Consider the following 21,051-nt stretch of genomic DNA (forward strand, 5'->3'; position numbering starts at 1 on the left):
TCGATCTCCCACGGCCCGATGACGTGGTTGGCCATTCGCTGCCCTTCGAGCACCACGCCGAGCATCGGGTCACCGGCGACGCCCAGCGGATCGCGCGGTGCCGTCGGGAAGCGGCCCGGGTCCAGCTGGTCGAAGTCGAGCGCGGGACCCGACGCTCGCACGGCGGATCCCTCGACGGTCGACGTGCACGCCGTCGCGAGCAGCGCGATGACAGAGATGAGCGCAAGGATCGCGTTCCGCATGCCGGCAAAATTACCCGTGCCGAGAGGGCGGAAGTTTCAGGCGTGCCGACGCCGCGAGCGGACTTCATAGAAATGAGACGAGCCGCTGTGGCGTCTTAGCCGGTCGCTAACTGGCGGCCGCGAAGGCGTCTATAGCCACGCCGACTACCCGCGCGCGGACAACGACGGCAACCTGCGCATGTCCGGCTACGACCTGGCGGCCGTCGTGGCCGGGCTACCGGACAACCAGCTAGTGTTCGCGCCACCACCGCCCGCGGTTCCTCTCATCCCGCAGGATGGCCGGATACCGCTGCCGCGAGCGATACCGGGAGACTGAACGTGGCGACACACGTCGTGAGGATCATCGTGCTGACCCTTCTCGGGCTACTCATCGTGACCGGCTGCAGCAGCGGGTCAGAACCCGGCCAACAGGATGATGGTATGGGCACGTCGACGGACGATCTCGAAGCCGCGCTTCGTTCGAGGCCACCATTTGAAGCGGCACAAGAGCAGTACCGAAATGAGTTGCGGGATATGGCTGATCGGGTCGCCGCGCTCGTGCCGGGCCTGACATGGCAGATCAAGGAAGACAGCTGGCGCGGCTGCGGTGGCGCGTACGCCAGGACGTCCGGCGTTCAGGTGTATGTGCACATCGTGTTTGCCGGGCCGGTACCGGGTGACAAGTGGGCGCCCGCCTTGGCGGTCGTCAAATACGGTGCTGCGCGCCTCGGCGCATCAAACATGACCACACTCGTCGACAATCCGGGCGACCGTGACGTCATGTTCGGCGGCGCCGACGGCATAGAGATCGAGTTCGGCACCAAAACCAACACGATCTTGTCCCCGAAATCAGACTGCCGCTTACGGCAGGCCGATCTTCCCGCACCCGCAACCGGCGCGTAGCCGACCCAGCCGCTTCAGCCGCCTGCGGACCTCCCCGAGGCGGACAATCGAGGGGTATCTGCGAACGCCGCTCCGCACTCGCGGCGACATCCCGTCAAGCTGGATCAATCGCGTTGAAAATACAAAGGCCACGAACCATTTCTGGATCGTGACCTCTGTGTTCGCAGTTCGTAGAACCGCTCCTTGTGGGCGAAGGGGGACTTGAACCCCCACGTCCCGAAGGACACTGGCACCTGAAGCCAGCGCGTCTGCCATTCCGCCACTCGCCCCAACAACCGGGGGAGCCTATCACGCACGGCGCCCCGCTCCCCAACCGTACCGGCCGCCCCGCCACCACGTTCGGCTGATCGTGATCCGCGGCGCTGAACTGCGGCGATGCGATTCTCAGAGTTCTGTTGGTCCCGCAGCGCAGCGCTTGGCCGATACCATGCACGTGAGCATTGTGGCCAGGCGACACGCAGGCACGGCGGCTATGAGCAGGGCCGACGGACGACGACGAGTGAGGCGGGCGGTGACATGGGTCTAGTCGACCGCATCGAGCGCAAGCTCGAGTCGACGGTCGGTGACGCCTTCGCCCGCGTGTTCGGCGGGTCGATCGTCCCGCAGGAGGTCGAGGCGATGCTCCGCCGGGAGGCCGACACCGGCGCGCGCGAAGTGCTCGGCGGTCAGGTTTTGGCACCAAACGACTACGTCATTACCCTCAGTGTGCCTGACTATCAGAAGGTGAGCGCCGACCCAGACCTCACGTCAGCGACTTTTGCCAAGCACTTGGAGGGATACATCCGTGAGCAGGGGTGGCAAACGTATGGTGATGTGGTCGTCAGATTCGAACAATCACCCACCCTGCACACCGGACAGTTTCGCGCGCGTGGAGCGGTCAATCCCGACTCGACCACTGGCGAACCCGCCCCACCACCTCATGTACGTGCGTCCAGCGCAGAATCAGGAGTACCACCGATGAGCGACAACCCGACCTACCGCGGCGGCCAGGGGCCGGGGAGGCCCGCCGACGAGTACTACGACCGTCCCCAAGACCGTCCCCAAGACCGTCCGCAGGACGACCGCTACGGCCGCCCGGACGACCGCGGCCAGTACCCCCAGCACGAGCAGGGCGGCTATCCCCCGCAGGGCGATCCGTACGCCCCGCGCCAGGGGGGCTATCCCGACCAGGGTGGCTACCCCGACCAGGGTGGTTACCCGGACCAGGGCGGATATCCGGATCAGGGTGGCTACCCCGACCAGGGTTATCCACCGCCGTCCTACGAGCAGCGGCCCCCGGCCGGATACGGCCCACCGCCGCAGCAGGGTGGCTACCCCGACCAGGGCTACCGCCAGGCCCCGGGTGGCTACGGTCCCCCGCCGGGCGGTCAGCCCGGTTACGGCGGCGCGCCCGCGGGTGATTACGACTACGGCCGTCCCCCGGCCCCCGGCCGGCACGAGGAGGGCGGCTACGGCCGTCCCGAGCCCCGGCCCGCCTATCCCGATCAGGGCGGCTACCCCGACCAGGGTGGCTACCCGGACCAGGGCGGCTACGGCGGCCAGCCCTACGGCCGACAGGACCAGGGCTACGGTGCCCCGCCGGAGTACGGCCGGTACGGCGATGCCCCCGGCGGATACGCCGAGCCGGGCTACGCCGAGCCCGCAGGCGGCGGCTACGACTACGGACAGCCGGCCGGGTACGGCGGTTACGGCCAGGGCGACTACGCCGCCGGCGGTGCGACCGTCACGCTCCAGCTCGACGACGGCAGCGGCCGGACCTACCAGTTGCGTGAGGGCACCAACGTCATCGGCCGCGGCCAGGACGCGCAGTTCCGGCTGCCCGACACCGGGGTCTCGCGCCGTCACCTGGAGATCCGCTGGGACGGTCAGGTCGCGCTTCTGTCCGACCTGAACTCCACCAACGGGACCACGGTGAACAATGCGCCGGTCCAGGAGTGGCAACTCGCGGACGGCGACGTGATCCGGTTGGGCCACTCCGAGATCATCGTCCGAGTGCACTGAGCGTCGGCCGGGGCGGAGAAGCTGGTCGCTTCCCCCTCATGTCGGTAACCGTCCAAGTATCGTGACGGTGCCGAGGCTGGCTGCGTTGCCGAGGTGACTGAACGGGATGGAGACGGAGAGGACGTCAGATGCAGGGGTTGGTACTGCAACTGACGCGCGTCGGATTCCTGTTGCTGCTATGGCTGTTCATCTGGTCGGTGTTGAGGATTCTGCGCACGGATCTCTACGCCCCGACCGGTTCGGTCATGGTCCGTCGTGGGCTGCCGCTGCGCGCCTCGCTGCTTCCCAGCCGGGCCCGACGTAATGTGCCACGACATCTGGTGGTCACCGAGGGCGCGCTCGCGGGAACCCGCATCACGCTGGGTACTGCGCCGGTGTTGATCGGCCGGGCAGACGACTCGACCTTGGTGCTCACCGACGACTACGCCTCGACGCGCCACGCGCGGCTGTCGCCGCGAGGTTCGGAATGGTACGTCGAAGACCTAGGATCGACCAACGGCACATACCTCGACAGGGCGAAGGTGACGACGGCGGTACGCGTTCCGATGGGCACGCCGGTTCGGATCGGCAAGACGGTAATCGAGCTGCGCCCGTGACACTGGTGCTTCGATACGCCGCGCGCAGCGACCGCGGCCTGGTCCGGGCGAACAACGAGGACTCGGTGTACGCCGGTGCCCGGCTGCTCGCGCTCGCCGATGGCATGGGCGGTCACGCGGCGGGCGAGGTCGCCTCGCAGCTGGTGATCGCCGCGCTGGCGCATCTCGACGACGACGAGCCCGGGGGCGATCTGCTCAGCAAGCTCGACTCGGCGGTTCGCGAGGGCAACTCCGCGATCGCCGCGCACGTGGAGGCCGACCCCGAGCTCGAGGGCATGGGCACCACGTTGACCGCAATCCTGTTCGCGGGCAACCGACTTGGTCTGGTGCACATCGGCGACTCGCGGGGGTATCTGCTGCGTGACGGTGAGCTGACCCAGATCACCAAGGACGACACCTTCGTCCAGACGCTCGTCGACGAGGGCCGCATCACCGCCGAGGAGGCCCACAGCCACCCGCAGCGGTCGCTGATCATGCGCGCGCTGACCGGCCACGAGGTCGAGCCCACGCTGATCATGCGCGAGGCCCGCGCCGGCGACCGGTACCTGCTGTGCTCCGACGGCCTGTCCGATCCGGTCAGCCACGACACCATCCTCGAAGCGCTGCAGATCCCCGATGTCGCCGAAAGTGCCGACCGGCTCATCGAATTGGCCCTGCGCGGCGGCGGCCCCGACAACGTCACCGTCGTGGTGGCCGACGTCGTCGACAACAGCACCTACGACTACGGACAGACCCAGCCGATCATCGCTGGAGCGGTATCGGGTGATGACGATCAGCCGCCGCCCAACACCGCGGCCGGTCGCGCGTCGGCGTTCAACCCGCGTCGCAACGAGACCAAGCGCGCGCTACCGGAACCGGAGGAACCGCCGCGACCGCCCAAGTCGCGGCGGCGAATGTTCATCGCCGCCGCCCTCGTGGTCCTGGTCATCCTGGCCGGGCTGGCCGTCGGCCGCGAGATCGTCCGAAGCAACTTCTACGTCGCCGCCCACGACGGCGTCGTCTCGATCATGCGGGGTGTGCCGGGATCGGTGCTCGGATACCCGCTGCAGGAGCCGTACCGGCAGGGCTGCCTGACCGAACGCAATGGCCTGACCCTCATCAATCCCGGCCAAGAGCCGCGCGACTGCCAACTGCTCAAGGTCGGCGACCTCAAGCCCTCCGAGCAGCGTCAGGTCATCGCGGGGCTGCCGACGGGGTCGGAGGATCAGGCGATCACCCAGATCAACCAGCTGGCGCGCGACTCGCTGCTGCCGATCTGCGCACCGCCGCCGCCTCCGCCGCCGCGCACCAGCGCGGTGCCGCACAGCCCGGCACCGTCGAATTCGCCTGGCGTACCGAATAATCCGCCACCCCGCGGCGAGGACGAGACCCCGGCACCGGAGACCCCGCGGACCGTGACAACGCCTCCCCCGTCACCCGCGCCCAAGCCGCCGTCGCCCGCACCGGAATCTCCGCGGGCCGAACCGGGCACGCCGCCACCGCCCGAGGGTCCGGAGTCGCCGACGCCCAAACCGCCGCAGTCCCCGACCGTCACCGCGCTGCCTCCGCCGCCGCCCGAGCCGGGGACCACGTGCCGGGAAGTGTCATGACGACACAGCCGCAGTCCGCCGTCTCCGTCGCGCCGCCACTTCCCAACCGGCGCAACGCCGAACTGCTGCTGCTCGGCTTCGCCGCCCTGATCACGACGCTGGCGCTGCTGCTCGTGGAGGCCAACCAGGAGCAGGGCGTCCACTGGGACCTCGCGCAGTACACCGTCGCGTATATGGCGTTGTTCAGCGGCGCGCACCTCGCCATCCGGCGCTTCGCGCCCTACGCCGATCCCCTGCTGCTCCCGGTCGTCGCGCTGCTGAACGGCTTGGGGCTGGTGATGATTCACCGTCTCGACCTCGCCGACGGCGAGCTGTCCCAGGACGGGCTGGGCGGCACCGCCAACCAGCAGATGCTGTGGACGCTGCTCGGCGTCGTCGGCTTCTCGCTCATCGTGATCTTCCTGCGCGACCACCGGCTCCTGGCCCGCTACGGCTATATCTGCGGCCTGTCGGGTCTGGTGCTGCTGGTGATCCCCGCCGTGCTGCCGCGCGCGATGTCCGAACAGAACGGCGCGAAGATCTGGATTCGCTTGCCGGGCTTCTCGATTCAGCCCGCCGAGTTCTCCAAGATTTTGCTGCTGATCTTCTTCGCCGCTGTGTTGGTGTCCAAGCGCAACGTTTTCACCAGCGCGGGCAAGCACGTTCTCGGCATGGATCTGCCGCGGCCCCGCGACCTCGCGCCGCTGCTGGCCGCGTGGATCGCGTCGGTCGGCGTGATGATCTTCGAGAAGGACCTCGGAACCTCGCTGCTGCTGTATGCGTCGTTCTTGGTGTTGGTCTACGCGGCCACCGACCGGTTCAGTTGGGTCGTCATCGGGTTGGCGTTGTTCGCCGCGGGAAGCGTTGCGGCATACCACCTTTTCGGTCACGTCCAGGTGCGTGTGCAGACCTGGCTCGACCCGTTCGCTGACCCCGACGGCGCCGGCTACCAGATGGTGCAGTCGCTGTTCAGCTTCGCCACCGGAGGGATATTCGGCACCGGGCTCGGCAACGGTCAGCCCGGCACGGTGCCCGCCGCGTCGACCGACTTCATCATCGCCGCCGTCGGCGAGGAACTCGGCCTGGTCGGCCTCGCCGCGGTGCTCATGCTGTACACCATTGTGATCATCCGTGGCCTGCGCACCGCGATCGCCGTTCGTGACAGCTTCGGGAAACTCCTGGCCGCCGGCCTCGCCTCCACGCTGGCGCTGCAGCTGTTCATCGTCGTCGGCGGGGTCACCAAGCTGATACCGCTGACGGGGCTGACGACGCCGTGGCTGTCCTACGGCGGCTCGTCGCTGCTGGCGAACTACGCGCTGCTGGCGATCCTGGTGCGGATCTCGCACGCGGCCCGCCGCCCGATCATCGCCGGACCGCAGACCCCCACCCCGATCGCTGCGGCCAGCACCGAGGTGGTCGAGAAGGTATGAACACCTCGCTGCGCCGCATCGCCGTCACGGTCATGGCCCTGATCGTGCTTTTGTTGGGCAACGCCACGCTGACGCAGGTGTTGACCGCCGACGGGCTGCGCTCAGACCCGCGCAATCAGCGTGTGCTGCTCGATGAGTACTCGCGCCAGCGAGGGCAGATCTCCGCGGGCGGCCAGCTGCTGGCGTATTCGGTGTCCACCAACGGCCGGTTCCGCTTCCTGCGGGTGTATCCGAACCCGATGACGTATGCGCCGGTCACCGGCTTCTACTCGCTGCAGTACTCGAGCAGCGGGCTGGAGCGCGCGGAGGACTCGGTACTCAACGGCTCCGACGAGCGGTTGTTCGGCCGCCGGCTCGCCGACTTCTTCACCGGGCGCGACCCGCGCGGCGGCAACGTCGACACCACCATCAAGCCGCAGGTCCAGCAGGCGGCGTGGGACGCGATGGAGGACGGCTGCGACGGCCCGTGCAAGGGTTCGGTGGTGGCCATAGAACCGTCGACGGGCAAGATCCTGGCGATGGTGTCGTCGCCGTCCTACGACCCGAACCTGTTGGCCACCCACAACCTGGAGGCGCAGAGCCAAGCGTGGCAGCGGCTGCGCGACGATCCGAACTCGCCGCTGCTCAACCGCGCGATCTCCGAGACCTATCCCCCAGGGTCGACGTTCAAGGTGGTCACCACCGCCGCGGCGCTGCAGCGCGGCGCGACGGTCAACACCCAGCTCACCGCGCAGCCGCGAATTCCGTTGCCGGACAGCACCGCAACGCTGGAGAACTTCGGCGGCGCGTCCTGCGGCGGCGCCCCCACCACGACGCTGCGGGAGGCGTTCGCCCGGTCCTGCAACACCGCCTTCGTCGAACTGGGCATCGACACCGGGGCCGACGCGCTGCGCTCGACGGCGCGCTCGTTCGGTCTGGACGCGCCCGCGGAGCCCATCCCGCTTCAGGTGGTCGAGTCGCGCGTCGGGCCCATTCCGGACGGCGCCGCCCTGGGCATGTCGAGCATCGGGCAGAAGGACGTCGCGCTGACCCCGCTGCAGAACGCACAGATCGCCGCGGCCATCGCCAACAAAGGGGTGGCGATGCAGCCCTATCTGGTCGATAACCTGAAGGGACCGGACCTCTCGAACATCGCCACCACGGCGCCGCAGGAAGAGCGCCGGGCGGTGTCGCAGCAGGTCGCGGATACACTTACGGACTTGATGGTCGCCGCCGAGCAGGTGACTCAGCAGAAGGGAGCCATCGCCGGCGTGCAGATCGCATCCAAGACCGGCACAGCGGAGCACGGTACCGATCCTCGCAACACCCCTCCGCATGCCTGGTACATCGCCTTCGCCCCGGCCCAGGCCCCCAAGGTGGCGGTCGCGGTGCTGGTCGAGAACGGCGGTAACAGGCTGTCGGCAACCGGAGGCGAGCTCGCCGCTCCGATCGGCCGGGCCACGATCGCCGCGGCGCTGCGGGAGGGCTCATGAGCAGCGCAAGGCGGACGTTCCGCATGACTCGCACCCGGGGGGCCGTATGACGGCCCGCGTGGGAGTGACGCTGTCCGGGCGCTACCGGCTGCAGCGGTTGATCGCCACCGGCGGCATGGGACAGGTCTGGGAGGCCGTGGACTCCCGGCTGGGCCGCCGGGTCGCGGTGAAGGTGCTCAAGGCCGAGTACTCGACCGACCCCGAGTTCGTCGAGCGGTTCCGCGCGGAGGCCCGCACTGTCGCCATGCTCAACCATCCCGGCATCGCCAGCGTGTACGACTACGGCGAGACCGACATGGACGGCGAAGGGCGCACCGCGTACCTGGTGATGGAACTCGTCAACGGCGAACCGCTGAACTCCGTCCTCAAACGGACCGGCCGGCTGTCGCTGCGCCATGCGCTCGACATGCTGGAGCAGACCGGGCGCGCCCTGCAGGTCGCTCACAGCGCAGGCCTGGTGCACCGCGACGTGAAGCCCGGCAACATCCTCATCACGCCGACGGGCCAGGTGAAGCTCACCGACTTCGGCATCGCCAAGGCCGTCGACGCCGCCCCGGTGACCCAGACCGGCATGGTGATGGGCACCGCCCAGTACATCGCCCCCGAGCAGGCGCTCGGTCACGATGCCACCGCCGCAAGCGATGTGTACGCGTTGGGAGTCGTTGGCTACGAATCGGTTTCGGGTAAGCGACCGTTCACCGGCGACGGCGCGCTGACGGTCGCGATGAAGCACATCAAGGAGACTCCCCCGCCGCTGCCCGCCGATCTGCCGCCCAACGTGCGCGAGTTGATCGAGATCACCCTCGTCAAGAACCCCGGGATGCGGTACCGCTCCGGCGGGGCGTTCGCCGACGCGGTGGCCGCGGTGCGCTCCGGGCGCCGCCCACCGCGACCGAACGCCGCCCCCTCGATCGGCCGGGCCGCCCCCACCGCCGTGCCGTCGGCCACCCAGGCCCGCGCCGCCGCCGATATGACCGGACGCGCCCCTGCCACCGCCGCGCGCCCGCGGTCGGTGAGCGGAAGCCACCGGCCGCCTCCGCCGCGGCGCACGTTCTCGTCGGGCCAGCGCGCGCTGTTGTGGGCCGCGGGCGTGCTGGGAGCGCTGGCGATCATCATCGCGATCCTGATCGTGCTCAACGCCCAGGACCGTCAAGACAAGCAGACACCGCCACCGACGATCACCAACACGATCACCGAGACGACGCCGTTCGAGACCCCCGAGGCGCTTCCCGACCGGACCATCCGCGAGGGGAGCGACGGTGGTGAGGAACAATCAGGGGTAACCACACCGCAGGCGATGGCGTCACCGGCAATGCCGCTGGTACCGGCGTCGCCCCCGGCACAGGAGCCGTACCAGCGGCTTTCGGCTCCAGAACAGACATTGCAATGACGACCCCGCAACATTTGTCCGACCGCTACGAGCTGGGCGAGATCCTCGGCTTCGGTGGTATGTCCGAGGTCCACCTCGCGCGCGACGTCCGGCTGCACCGCGACGTCGCGATCAAGGTGCTGCGCGCCGACCTCGCCCGCGACCCGAGCTTCTATCTGAGGTTCCGCCGCGAGGCGCAGAATGCCGCCGCACTCAACCACCCTGCGATCGTCGCGGTCTACGACACCGGCGAGGCCGAGACTCCTCAGGGCCCGCTGCCCTACATCGTCATGGAGTACGTCGACGGTGTGACGCTGCGCGACATCGTCCACAACGACGGACCGATGGAGCCGCGTCGGGCGATCGAGGTGATCGCCGACGCCTGCCAGGCACTGAACTTCAGCCACCAGCACGGCATCATCCACCGCGACGTCAAGCCGGCCAACATCATGATCAGCAAGACCGGCGCGGTGAAGGTGATGGACTTCGGAATCGCCCGCGCGCTGGCCGACGCCAACAGCGTCACCCAGACCGCCGCCGTGATCGGCACGGCACAGTATCTTTCGCCGGAACAGGCCCGCGGCGAGAAGGTCGACGCCCGCTCCGACGTCTACTCGCTGGGCTGTGTGCTCTACGAAATCCTGACGGGGGAGCCACCTTTCATCGGTGACTCGCCGGTGGCCGTGGCCTATCAGCATGTCCGCGAGGATCCCATCGCGCCGTCACAGCGCAACCCCGCCATCAGCCCCGAACTGGACGCGGTTGTGCTCAAGTCGCTGGCGAAGAACCCCGACAACCGGTACCAGACCGCCGCCGAGATGCGTGCCGACCTGGTCCGCGTGCACAGCGGCGAGCAGCCCGAGGCCCCGAAGGTGTTCACCGACGCCGAGCGCAGCTCGCTGCTGTCGTCGCCGGCGCCCCACGAGCGCACCGAACCGATCGACCCGATGCCGCCGGTTCCCGCCTCCCACTACGCCGAGCACGACCGGCGCGGCTCGGTCGGACGCTGGCTAGCCGCGGTCGCGGTGCTAGCCATCCTGACCGTCGTGGTGACGGTCGCGATCAACATGTTCGGCGGAAGCACCCGCAGCGTCGAGGTGCCCGATGTCAGCGGCCAACCGTCGGCCGACGCCATCGCCGAACTGCAAAACCGTGGCTTCAAGACCAGAACTGATCAGCGGCCCGACTCGACGGTGCCGCCCGACCACGTCATCAGCACCGATCCCAGCGCCGACAGTTCGGTCGACGCGGGGGAGGAGATCACCATCAACGTCTCGACCGGGCCGGAGCAGCGGGAGATCCCCGACGTCAAGAACCTGACGTACTCCGACGCCACCGAGAAGTTGAAAGAGGCCGGCTTCGAGAAGTTCAAGTCCTCGTCGTCGCCGTCGACTCCGGAGCTGAAAGACAAGGTGCTCGGCACCAACCCGCCAGCGAACCAGACGTCGGCGATCACCAACGAGATCACCATCATCCTGGGTTCAGGCCCGCAGACCCGCGCCGTGCCGAACGTCGAGAGCCAGACCGAGGAGCCTGCGCGGCAGATCCTGACCGCCGCCGGATTCACCAACGTGGTGTCCGTGCAGGTCGACAGCACAAAGCCCTGCGGACAGGTCATGGGTACGTTGCCGCGGGCGGGTCAGGAGTCGGCGGTTGACTCACCGATCCAGCTGCAACTGTCGGCATGCAACCAGTTCGTGATGCCCGACCTGCGCGGCATGTTCTGGACCGACGCCGAACCGCGGCTACGGGCGCTGGGCTGGACCGGGTTCCTGGACAAAGGCGCCGACGTGCAGAACAGCGGTCAGCGGACCAACGCGGTGGTGACTCAGAACCCGTCGCCGGGCACCGGCGTGAACTTCGGCTCGACGATCACGCTGAGCTTCGCGTCGTAGCGGCGTCGCGGCCGGCCGCGACGGCGCCCGTGACCTCGTCCTCGAGCTGGCGGACCAGCGCCTCGGCGGGTGCGGCGCCGCAGTACCCGAGCCAATTGGCCAGCATGCGGTGACCGCCCTCGGTCAGGATCGACTCGGGATGGAACTGCACGCCGTGGATCGGCGCCTCGACGTGCCGCACCCCCATGATCACCCCACCCTCGGTCCGCGCGATCACCTCGAGCACATCCGGAACCGTGTCCGGCACAATCGTCAGCGAGTGGTACCTGGTCGCGGTGAAGGGATTCGGAAGACCCTGCAGCACACCGGAATTGGTGTGGTGGACGACGCTTGTCTTACCGTGCAGCAGTTCGGGTGCGCGGTCGACGGTGCCGCCGAACGCGACACCGATGGCCTGGTGACCGAGGCAGACGCCCAGCAACGGGGTGCCCGCCGCCGCGCATGCCTTCACCAGGGGGATCGACGCGCCCGCACGCTCGGGCGTGCCCGGGCCGGGCGACAGCAGCACACCGTCGAAGTCCGCGGCGGCCTTGGCGACGTCGGTGTCCGTGGCCAGGCGACCATCGTCGTTGCGCCACACCTGAGCCTGTACCCCGAGCTGGCCGAGGTACTGGACCAGGTTGAACACGAAGCTGTCGTAGTTGTCGACGACCAAGACCTGCATCAGCCCAGGTTACTGGTTGCGATTGCGCCCTACCCGGTCGCGCCGGGTGCCGCTAACCACAGAAGGGGTCAGTAACCGATCGGCCCGGCCGGCTTGGCGAACCGCATCCGGAGGGGCTCCTTGTGGCCGACGAGTTCGACCGAGGCCTGGGGCTCCTCGGCATAGCCGAGGCCGAACCGCACCACGTACTGGCGGTACAGGTTGACCAGCGGAGCGGCAGCCAACGCCGCCTGCATAGCGGACGCGTCGCCGATCGCGGTGATGACGTAGGGCGGGCTGTATGTGCGCCCGTTGAGCAACAGGGTGTTGCCGACGCACCGCGGAGCCGAGGTGCCGATGATCCGCTGGTCCTGCATCTGGATGCCCTCGGCACCGGCGCTCCACAGCGCATTGAGGACGGCGTCGATGTCCTGCTGGTGCACCACGAGGTCGTCGGGCGAGGCGTCGCGCGGGAACCGGCCCTCGGCGTCGCGCTGCGCGTCGTTGAGCCGCACGACGAGCCCAGGCCCGCGCATCGGGTCCAGCCCGGCCTCGGCCGATAGGCGCGCCGCGCGCGTGGTGATCGCCGCCAGGGCCGCATCGGCGCCCGGGCTGCCCCCGTGGTGGCTGTCGATGGTCGATACGAGCGCATCGCGCTCGGCGCTGAGCCGGTCCACCGACTGCTGGGTCTCGCCGACCAGGTCGACCAGGCGGGGGGCATCGCTGCGGCGGATCTCGTCGCCGCCGGAGACGCCGTGCGTGGCGGCCAGCAGAAGACCGGCCAGCAGACAGACCACCGGGACCCCGTATCGCCACACCGTCGAGCGCCGACTCTGCTTGTGCGTCGCCTGCTTCGGGCGATGCGACCCCTGCATCTGCCTTACCTGGCTTCCTTGACTCTGCGGTGCCGGTCCTACGTTAGGCTCGTCAGTACATCGTCGCACTCAGTTGTCCCGAAGGTACCCATGCCCAAGTCCAAGGTCCGCAAGAAGAACGACTTCACCGCCACCTCGGTGAGCCGTACGCCCGTCAAGGTCAAGGCCGGGCCGTCGAGCACCTGGTTCGTCGTGCTGTTCGTCAGCCTGATGCTGATCGGCTTGGTCTGGCTGCTGGTGTTCCAGTTGGCGTCGTCAGCCATCCCGTTCCTCGCGGAGCTGGGGCCGTGGAACTACGCGATCGCCTTTGCCTTCATGATCACCGGTCTGTTGCTCACAATGCGGTGGCGCTGAGATACCCTTCGCCGGAATGAATTCAACCGCGCCGCTGCGCGTTACCCTGCCAGCAACCTCGCGGTAACCAACTCACACGGTTGTGATTCATCCCCATTGGGGATAGCACTTGTGGATAACCGCATACCCCGCGGTGAAAGGGTGTGGAGAAACAGTGCAGCAAACTAGTTGGAGCCCTCCCACTGCCGGCATCGCAGCATCCGGCATAGGCGGGATTATCTTGGTTATCGTCGCTGTGAGCCTGATCACAGACTCTCCGGGGCGCCTTCTCGGGGGAGTTGCCGGGGTGGGTTTACTGCTGTTTGCAATCTTCTCGTGGCGCGCGCGGCCGAAGCTGGCAATCGAGAATGGCGCCCTCGTCCACCGCGGTTGGTTCGGCACTAAAATTTTGCCGCGCAGCGAGATCAAAGTGATCCGGATCACTGAGTTCCGCCGCTTGGCCCGCAAAGTCCGGCTACTCGAGATCGACACCGAAAGCGGCGATCTGATCGTGTTCACGCGTTGGGATCTGGGCACCGATCCGTTGCACGTGCTCGACGCGCTGACCGAGGCCGGCTACGCCGGCCCGCGCTCCTGACCGGTTCGGTCAGGCGATGGTGATCGAGTCGACGACCACCGGGTCGGTCGGGCGGTCGCTGCGATCGGTCGCCGTCGTCGCGATCGCGTCGACCACCTTCTGCGACTCGGGGTCGACAACCTCCCCGAAGATGGTGTGCTTGCGGTTAAGGTGCGGCGTCTTGGTGACCGTGATGAAGAACTGCGAGCCGTTGGTGCCCGGTCCGGCGTTGGCCATCGCCAGCAGGTAGGGCCGGTCGAACTGCAACTCGGGATGGAATTCGTCCTCGAACTTGTACCCCGGGCCGCCGCGGCCGGTGCCGGTCGGGTCGCCGCCCTGGATCATGAAGCCGTCGATGACGCGGTGGAAGACCACACCGTCGTAGAAGGGTCCGGACGTGCCGCCCGATGCGTTCTCGCCGCTGTAGTCCTTGGTGCCCTGCGCCAGGCCGACGAAGTTGGCCACGGTCTTGGGCGCGTGATTACCGAAGAGTGCGATCTTGATGTCGCCGCGGTTGGTGTGCAGGGTCGCGGTCGCTGTCTGAATGGGGCTCGTCACGGGATGTCAGTGTGCCACGCCGCGTTCGGCGCCCATCCGGCACCGTTGTGTTCGGCTAGATGGCAGGCTGTTGTGGTCGCACCCCGGCCGCGAGAAAGGTACGCCCATGAGCGTTGAGACGGAGATCCGGATGAGCCCCGCCCAGCGGTTGAGCCGCGGCCTGAAGTACACGGCGGTCGGGCCGGTCGACGTCACCCGGGGCGCTCTGGCGCTGGGGCTCAACGGTGCTCAGTCATCAGCGTCATGGGTGGGCGAACGATATCGGCGCGGCCGCATCAAGGCTCAGCTGAGCGAGGATCTGGCCACCGCGCAACAGACCATCGCTCAGGAGCTCGCCGCGGCGCAGGAGGCCGTCTCGCAGGTGTTGCAGGGGGCGGTGCCGCCCCGCACGTCGAAAGCCAAGCAGCGCAGACGGCGGCTGGTGATCGCCGCGGCCGGTGTCGTCGTGTTGGCCGGGGGAGCGGTGACGTTCTCGATCGTGCGGAGGTCGACGCAGCCGGAGCCCTCACCGCTGCCGCCGAGTGTGGAAGTGTCGCCGAAACCCTGAGATCTCAGGGCGGGGGAGTAGGAGTGGAGCCTAGGAGAATCGAACTCCTGACATCTACCTTGCAAAGGTAGCGCTCTACCAACTGAGCTAAGGCCCCTGGTCCGCAGGCGGCGCGTCCGGCGCCACATGCCACACCTCGATGCCGTGGCGCGATCGCCAGACGGCGACGGTGACTGCGGCGCCGATCGCCGTGGCGATCAACAGCACCCGCCTCATGGTGTGAACCTTTCCGTGGGGCTAGGAGGACTCGAACCTCCGACCTCTTCGTTATCAGCGAAGCGCTCTAACCGCCTGAGCTATAGCCCCGTGCCGCCGTGATGGCCGAGCGACGAGATTACCGCAATCGTGGGCTCCCGCCCAAACCGCGGTCCGCGCCTCAGTCCCGATCGGCGAGCGTGACTTCCACGCCGCCAACCAGGTCCGTGGTCAGGTTGTAGATGAACGCGCCGATCGTGGCCATCGCCGTCAACAACACGATGTTGACCAACCCGATCAACGTCGCACCGCCGAAGATCGTCCCGCTCGACACCAGCTCACCGCCGGAACCGCCGCCCGCACTGGTGAGCAGGTCTCCGACGTTGCTGTTGAGCTTGCTCCACACACCCATCCCGCCGAGGACGAGATACAGAAACGCTACGGCGATCATCCACACGAAGAACAGGGCGACCGACAGCACCGCCGACACCTTCAACGTGCTCCACGGGTCGATGCGACGGATCTGCATGCTGGCCCGCACCGGACCCTTGTGCCGGGTGCCGACCTGGATACGGCCGCCCGGCGACGGTCGGCTGCTCGGCTCGGAGGGCGCGCGGTCCGCGGGCTTGCGCTGCTGGGGCCCGCGCGGCATCGGCCCGGACAGGTCCGGCAACTCGCTGGCGTAGGTCTCTTGGCGTGGTGCCTCCGACGGCCCGCTGCGGGTCGGGACCTCCTCGGTGGGCGTGGTGCCACCCGGGACGAACCGGTTGGCCCGCGCGCCGACGTTGGGGGAGTTGTTGGCGTTCCCCCGCTGGTCGTCGGCGGGCCGCTCGGTCGCGTGACCCTCATCGACAACTCTCTCACCGCGCGGGCCCGGTCCGGGTGCGCGCCTCGGCGGCTCCGGCGGCCGCTGACCCCCAGGTGCCGAGCGCGCCGCGGGGCCCCGCTGCCACGGGGGCACCTCGGCGCGGTCCGGAACCTCGGGGCGCGTACCGAGCGCGTCGTGGTTGCCCGCGGAGCCGTTGGCGCCGCCTGGTCCGTCGCCCGCGCGGGGGCGTCCCGGCTCGTTCGGTGAACTCACCTACGGCTCCTCACTGGTCCCGTCGCTGGGTCAGGCACCGGGGTCGGTGTTGACTTCGTCGGTGCTGTCGCCTTCCTCCGCGTTGCGCGCGATGGCTATCAGTGTTGTGCCCTCACCGAGGTTCATCAACCGGACACCCTTGGTCTGCCGCCCGGCCTTGCGTACCTGGCGAGCCGCGGTCCGGATGACGCCCCCACCCGAGGTGATGGCGTACAACTCCGTGTCGTCGTCGACGACCAACGCTCCCACAAGATTGCCACGGCGTTTGTCGAATTGGATCGTCAGGACCCCCTTGCCGCCGCGGCCCTGCACCGGGTACTCGTCGATCGCGGTGCGCTTGGCGTAGCCACCGGACGTCGCCACCAGCAGGTACGTATCGGGCCGCACCACGTTCAGCGACAGCAGCGCGTCATCGGCGTTGAACCGCATGCCCTGCACACCCGACGTCGCGCGCCCCATCGGCCGCAACGCCTCGTCGGTTGCCGAGAACCGGATCGACTGCCCCTTGGCCGAGACCAGCAGCAGGTCGTCGTCGGACGAGCACAGCACCGCCCCGACGAGCTCGTCGCCGTCGCGCAGGTTGACCGCGACGATGCCGCCGGAGCGGTTCGAGTCGAAGTCGACCAGCCGGGACTTCTTGACCAGCCCGTTGCGGGTGGCCAGCACCAGGTACGGCGCGTCCTCGTAGCTCTTGATCTGGATCACCTGCGCGATACGCTCCTCGGGCTGGAACGCCAACAGGTTCGCCACGTGCTGGCCGCGCGCTGTGCGCGAAGCCTCGGGCAGGTCGTACGCCTTGGCGCGATAGACCCGGCCCTGGGTGGTGAAGAACAGGATCCAGTCGTGCGTCGAGCAGACGAAGAAGTGGTTGACGATGTCGTCCTGTTTGAGGCCGGCGCCCTGCACGCCCTTACCGCCGCGCTTCTGGCTGCGGTACAGGTCGGTCTTGGTGCGCTTGGCATAGCCGGTCTCGGTGATCGTGACGACGACGTCCTCACGGGCGATCAGATCTTCGTCGGCAACCTCTCCGTCGGCGGCCACGATCCGGGTGCGGCGGTCGTCGCCGTACTTGTCGGCGATTTCCTTGAGCTCGTCGCGGACGATCGCGCGCTGCCGTTCGGGCTTGGCGAGGATGTCCTCGAGGTCGGCGATCTCGGCCTCGATCTTGGCCAGGTCGTCGACGATGCGCTGCCGTTCCAGTGCGGCCAGGCGGCGCAGCTGCATGTCCAGGATCGCCTGCGCCTGGATGTCGTCGATGTCGAGCAGCTCGATCAAGCCCTGCCGCGCCACGTCGACGGTCTCCGACGCCCGGATCAACGCGATCACCTCGTCGAGCGCGTCGAGCGCCTTGACCAGACCGCGCAGGATGTGGGCCCGTTCGTTGGCCTTGCGCAACCGGTACCGGGTGCGCCGCACGATCACGTCGAGTTGGTGGTTGACGTAGTGGCGGATCAGCTGGTCGAGGCGCAACGTGCGCGGAACGCCGTCGACGATGGCCAGCATGTTGGCCCCGAAGCTGGTCTGCAGCTGGGTGTGCTTGTAGAGGTTGTTGAGCACCACCTTGGCCACGGCATCGCGCTTGAGCTCCACCACAATTCGCAGCCCGACGCGGTCGCTGGACTGGTCCTCGATGTTGGCGATGCCGTTGAGCTTGCCGTCGCGGACCTGTTCGGCGATCGAGGTGATGAAATTGTCGTGGTTGACCTGATACGGCAGCTCGGTGATGACGATGCCGGTGCGGCCGCGGTTGTCCTCTTCGATCTCCACCACGCCGCGCATCCGGATGGACCCCCGACCCGTGGTGTAGGTGTCGGTGATCCCTTGTGACCCAACGATCAAACCGTGCGTCGGGAAGTCCGGGCCCTTGACGCGTTCGGTGACCGCGGCGAGCGTGGCCTCCTCATCGGCGTCGTGGTTCTCCAGGCACCAGTACACCGCCTCCGCGAGCTCGCGGAGGTTGTGCGGCGGGATGTTCGTGGCCATCCCGACCGCGATGCCGCCCGAACCGTTGGCCAGCAGGTTCGGGAACCGGCTGGGCAGGACGGTCGGTTCCTGCACGCGCCCGTCGTAGTTCGGGATGAAATCGACTGTCTCCTCGTCGATTTCGCGCAGCATCTCCATGGCCAGCGGAGTCAGCCGGGCCTCGGTGTACCGCATCGCCGCCGGCGGATCGTTGCCGGGGGAGCCGAAGTTGCCCTGCCCGTCGACCAGCGGGTAGCGCAGCGACCACGGCTGGGCCATCCGAACCAGGGTGTCGTAGATCGAGGCGTCGCCGTGCGGGTGGTAGTTACCCATCGTCTCGGCAACGGAGCGTGCGGATTTCGCGTGGCTGCGGTCAGGCCGGAAACCGGAGTCGAACATCGCGTACAGCACGCGGCGGTGCACGGGTTTGAGGCCGTCGCGCACCTCGGGCAGCGCGCGCCCGACGATCACGCTCATCGCGTAGTCGATGTAGCTGCGCTGCATCTCCTGCTGGATGTCGACCGGTTCGATGCGGTCGCCTGCTTCGTCGCCCGGCGGCAACGTGGTGTCAGTCATTATCTGCCTTCGGCTCTAGAGGAATTCGCCTTAAACATCAAGGAAACGAACGTCTTTGGCATTGCGGGTGATGAAGCTGCGACGTGCTTCGACGTCCTCGCCCATCAGGATGGAGAACAGCTCGTCGGCCGCCGCGGCGTCGTCGAGAGTGACCTGGCGCAGCACCCGCACCGACGGGTCCATCGTGGTCTCCCACAACTCCTTGGCGTCCATCTCGCCCAGACCCTTGTAGCGCTGGATGCCGTCGTCGGTGTTGATCTTCTTGCCCGCCTTGCGCCCGGCTTCGAGCAGCCCGTCGCGTTCGCGGTCGGAGTAGGCGAACTCGGGTTCGCTGCGCTGCCACTTGAGTTTGTACAGCGGCGGCTGGGCCAAGAAGATGTGCCCGTTCTCCACAAGCGGTTTCATGAACCGGAACAGCAGCGTCAGCAGCAGCGTGGAGATGTGCTGGCCGTCGACGTCGGCGTCGGCCATCAACACGATCTTGTGATAACGCAGCTTGGAGATGTCGAACTCGTCGTGGATGCCGGTGCCCAGCGCGGTGATGATCGCCTGGACTTCGGTGTTCTTGAGCACGCGATCGATGCGGGCCTTCTCGACGTTGATGATCTTGCCGCGCAACGGCAGGATCGCTTGGAACATCGAATCGCGTCCGCTCTTGGCCGAACCGCCGGCCGAATCACCCTCCACCACATACAGTTCGGACTTACGCGGATCGGTGGAGCGGCAGTCGGCCAGCTTGCCCGGCAGCCCGCCGATGTCGGTGGCACTCTTGCGCCGCACCAACTCGCGCGCCTTACGCGCGGCGATGCGGGCCTGCGCCGACGAAACCGCTTTGTTGACAACGGTCTTGGCCTCGGCCGGGTTGGCGTCGAACCAGTGGGTGAGTTCCTCGTTGCAGATCTTCTGCACGAACGACTTCACCTCGGTGTTGCCGAGTTTGGTCTTGGTCTGACCCTCGAACTGCGGCTCGGACACCTTCACGGAGATGACCGCCGCGAGCCCCTCGCGGATGTCGTCGCCGGTGAGGTTCGGGTCCTTGTCCTTGAGCAGCTTCTTGTCTTTGGCGTACTTGTTGACCACCGAGGTCAACGCCGCACGGAATCCCTCCTCGTGGGTGCCGCCCTCATGGGTGTTGATCGTGTTGGCGAAGGTGTGCACCGACTCCGAATAGCCGGCGTTCCACTGCATCGCGATCTCGACCTCATGACCGGCGGCCTTGCCGTCGAAGTCGATGATGCTCTGCTGAATCGGCGTCTTCGTGCGGTTGATGTGCTTGACGAAGTCGACCAACCCGCCGGGATAGTGGAAGACGCGGTGCTTGACCTTGTGGCCGGTCGAGGATTCGGCGGCCTTCTCATCGGCGGTCTTGGGCGCATCGGCGGTGTCGCTGACCACCTCGTCGACGACCTCTTCGGCGGTCACCCGCTCGTCGGTCAGCTCGATGGTGAGGCCCTTGTTGAGGAACGCCTGTTCCTGCAGGCGGCGCGCGACGGTCTCGAAATCGTATTCGGTCGTCTCGAAGATGTCCGGATCGGCCCAGAACCGGACCGTCGTTCCCGTCTTCTTGGTCTTGCCGCCCTGCTTGAGCTCCCCGGGCACCGAGCGGTCGTAGTACTGGAACCACTCGTATCCGTCGCGCAGGATGGTGACCTCGACCCGCGTGGACAGCGCGTTGACCACCGACACACCGACGCCGTGCAGACCACCGCTGACCGCGTAACCGCTGTTCTCGCCGCCGAACTTGCCGCCGGCATGCAGCTGGGTCATGACCACATCGACCGTCGGGATGCCCGCCTGCTTGTGCTTTTCGACCGGGATGCCGCGGCCGTCGTCGGTGACCTCGACGCTGCCGTCGCCCAGGATGCGCACGTCGACTCGGGTGGCGTAACCGGCCATCGCCTCGTCGATCGCGTTGTCGACGACTTCCCAGATCAGGTGGTGCAGACCCCGTTCACCTGTGGAGCCGATGTACATACCCGGGCGCTTACGAACCGCCTCGAGACCTTCCAGGATGGTGATGGCATCGGCGCCGTACTCTTTAGGAGCATTCTTCTTCTGGGCAGCCACGTTGGACGGGTCTCCTTGGTCTCTTGCCGGGGAAGGCTGGCTGGGCGGTCGGACTACCGCCTGCGATCTGTCTCCATCCTACCGGGAGAGTCAGACAGGACCGACTCTGAGGCAGCGTTTCTGCACACCTATTTGCGCCGTCTGGGGAATTTCTCGATCCAGGGTGCCTCAAGACGCTTGAG

The 21,051-nt window shown here is 67.6% G+C and carries 18 protein-coding genes, 3 tRNA genes and 1 pseudogene; 11 read left to right on the forward strand and 11 right to left on the reverse strand.

Features of this window, described 5'->3' with window-relative positions; translation table 11 throughout:
- Positions 1–242, reverse strand: a pseudogene (locus tag A5698_RS07220) (DUF7373 family lipoprotein); the annotation flags it as partial.
- 333 nt (positions 243–575) lie between these two features.
- Here A5698_RS07220 and A5698_RS07225 point away from each other — a divergent pair.
- Positions 576–1,124 (forward strand): LppA family lipoprotein, encoded by a 549-nt coding sequence (locus A5698_RS07225; protein ID WP_068295046.1) that lies wholly within the window; start codon positions 576–578, stop codon positions 1,122–1,124.
- Between the two features lie 186 nt (positions 1,125–1,310).
- Here A5698_RS07225 and A5698_RS07230 read toward each other — a convergent pair.
- Positions 1,311–1,393: transfer RNA gene (locus A5698_RS07230), tRNA-Leu, on the reverse strand.
- Positions 1,394–1,640: 247 nt separating this feature from the next.
- Between A5698_RS07230 and A5698_RS07235 the strand changes: the two genes are divergently transcribed.
- From A5698_RS07235 to pknB, 7 genes are all read left to right on the forward strand, one after another.
- On the forward strand, positions 1,641–3,125 hold the full coding sequence (locus A5698_RS07235; RefSeq protein WP_068294985.1) for an FhaA domain-containing protein: 1,485 nt from the start codon (positions 1,641–1,643) through the stop codon (positions 3,123–3,125).
- A 128-nt stretch (positions 3,126–3,253) separates the two neighbouring features.
- The gene (locus A5698_RS07240; RefSeq protein ID WP_067087519.1) at positions 3,254–3,721 is read left to right on the forward strand and encodes an FHA domain-containing protein FhaB/FipA; all 468 of its coding nucleotides are present in this window, start codon (positions 3,254–3,256) and stop codon (positions 3,719–3,721) included.
- Complete coding sequence (locus tag A5698_RS07245) at positions 3,718–5,310, forward strand: PP2C family protein-serine/threonine phosphatase (RefSeq protein WP_068294988.1); 1,593 nt, start codon at positions 3,718–3,720, stop codon at positions 5,308–5,310. The genes A5698_RS07240 and A5698_RS07245 overlap by 4 nt, the downstream gene beginning before the upstream one ends.
- Positions 5,307–6,719, forward strand: coding sequence for an FtsW/RodA/SpoVE family cell cycle protein (locus A5698_RS07250; RefSeq protein WP_068294991.1), 1,413 nt, complete (start codon positions 5,307–5,309; stop codon positions 6,717–6,719). The genes A5698_RS07245 and A5698_RS07250 overlap by 4 nt, the downstream gene beginning before the upstream one ends.
- Positions 6,716–8,191 carry a D,D-transpeptidase PbpA gene (gene pbpA / locus A5698_RS07255; RefSeq protein ID WP_067087525.1) on the forward strand — a complete coding sequence of 492 codons (1,476 nt, stop codon included), beginning with the start codon at positions 6,716–6,718 and terminating at the stop codon, positions 8,189–8,191. Before A5698_RS07250 ends, pbpA begins: the two co-directional genes overlap by 4 nt.
- Positions 8,192–8,237: 46 nt before the next feature.
- Complete coding sequence (locus tag A5698_RS07260) at positions 8,238–9,581, forward strand: protein kinase domain-containing protein (protein WP_068294996.1); 1,344 nt, start codon at positions 8,238–8,240, stop codon at positions 9,579–9,581.
- Positions 9,578–11,455 (forward strand): Stk1 family PASTA domain-containing Ser/Thr kinase, encoded by a 1,878-nt coding sequence (pknB, locus tag A5698_RS07265; protein ID WP_068295001.1) that lies wholly within the window; start codon positions 9,578–9,580, stop codon positions 11,453–11,455. Before A5698_RS07260 ends, pknB begins: the two co-directional genes overlap by 4 nt.
- Here the strand turns inward: pknB and A5698_RS07270 are convergent.
- Both A5698_RS07270 and A5698_RS07275 read right to left on the reverse strand, forming a co-directional pair.
- Positions 11,433–12,119, reverse strand: a complete 687-nt coding sequence (locus tag A5698_RS07270; RefSeq protein ID WP_068295004.1) for an aminodeoxychorismate/anthranilate synthase component II — start codon at positions 12,117–12,119, stop codon at positions 11,433–11,435. The two genes, pknB and A5698_RS07270, sit on opposite strands and share 23 nt — an antisense overlap.
- A 68-nt stretch (positions 12,120–12,187) precedes the next feature.
- Positions 12,188–12,973, reverse strand: a complete 786-nt coding sequence (locus A5698_RS07275; protein WP_068295007.1) for a DUF881 domain-containing protein — start codon at positions 12,971–12,973, stop codon at positions 12,188–12,190.
- A 90-nt stretch (positions 12,974–13,063) separates the two neighbouring features.
- Between A5698_RS07275 and crgA the strand changes: the two genes are divergently transcribed.
- Both crgA and A5698_RS07285 read left to right on the forward strand, forming a co-directional pair.
- Positions 13,064–13,327: a cell division protein CrgA gene (gene crgA, locus A5698_RS07280; protein ID WP_068295010.1), complete on the forward strand. Its 264-nt coding sequence runs from the start codon at positions 13,064–13,066 to the stop codon at positions 13,325–13,327.
- 154 nt (positions 13,328–13,481) lie between these two features.
- Entirely contained in the window at positions 13,482–13,904 is a 423-nt protein-coding gene (locus tag A5698_RS07285; protein WP_068295014.1) for a PH domain-containing protein, read from the forward strand.
- A gap of 9 nt (positions 13,905–13,913) precedes the next feature.
- Here A5698_RS07285 and A5698_RS07290 read toward each other — a convergent pair whose 3' ends face one another.
- On the reverse strand, positions 13,914–14,441 hold the full coding sequence (locus tag A5698_RS07290) for a peptidylprolyl isomerase (RefSeq protein WP_064401181.1): 528 nt from the start codon (positions 14,439–14,441) through the stop codon (positions 13,914–13,916).
- A gap of 106 nt (positions 14,442–14,547) precedes the next feature.
- Here A5698_RS07290 and cwsA point away from each other — a divergent pair, with 106 nt between their 5' ends.
- Positions 14,548–14,988, forward strand: coding sequence for a cell wall synthesis protein CwsA (gene cwsA, locus A5698_RS07295; RefSeq protein WP_068295017.1), 441 nt, complete (start codon positions 14,548–14,550; stop codon positions 14,986–14,988).
- Between the two features lie 24 nt (positions 14,989–15,012).
- Here cwsA and A5698_RS07300 read toward each other — a convergent pair.
- The 6 genes from A5698_RS07300 to gyrB form a co-directional block, all read right to left on the reverse strand.
- Positions 15,013–15,085 (reverse strand) — tRNA-Ala (locus tag A5698_RS07300).
- Complete coding sequence (locus A5698_RS29725) at positions 15,076–15,204, reverse strand: hypothetical protein (RefSeq protein ID WP_286144367.1); 129 nt, start codon at positions 15,202–15,204, stop codon at positions 15,076–15,078. Before A5698_RS29725 ends, A5698_RS07300 begins: the two co-directional genes overlap by 10 nt.
- Before the next feature lie 16 nt (positions 15,205–15,220).
- Positions 15,221–15,294 (reverse strand) — tRNA-Ile (locus A5698_RS07305).
- Positions 15,295–15,364: 70 nt separating this feature from the next.
- A complete protein-coding gene (locus tag A5698_RS07310; RefSeq protein ID WP_068295021.1) occupies positions 15,365–16,264 on the reverse strand; it encodes a DUF3566 domain-containing protein in 900 nt (299 codons plus the stop codon).
- Between the two features lie 30 nt (positions 16,265–16,294).
- A complete protein-coding gene (gene gyrA / locus A5698_RS07315; protein ID WP_068295025.1) occupies positions 16,295–18,802 on the reverse strand; it encodes a DNA gyrase subunit A in 2,508 nt (835 codons plus the stop codon).
- Positions 18,803–18,832: 30 nt separating this feature from the next.
- The gene (gene gyrB, locus A5698_RS07320) at positions 18,833–20,869 is read right to left on the reverse strand and encodes a DNA topoisomerase (ATP-hydrolyzing) subunit B (RefSeq protein ID WP_068295028.1); all 2,037 of its coding nucleotides are present in this window, start codon (positions 20,867–20,869) and stop codon (positions 18,833–18,835) included.
- Positions 20,870–21,051 lie beyond the last annotated feature (182 nt).

This window comes from Mycobacterium sp. E136 (assembly GCF_001666865.1).
Taxonomy (GTDB): Bacteria; Actinomycetota; Actinomycetes; order Mycobacteriales; family Mycobacteriaceae; genus Mycobacterium.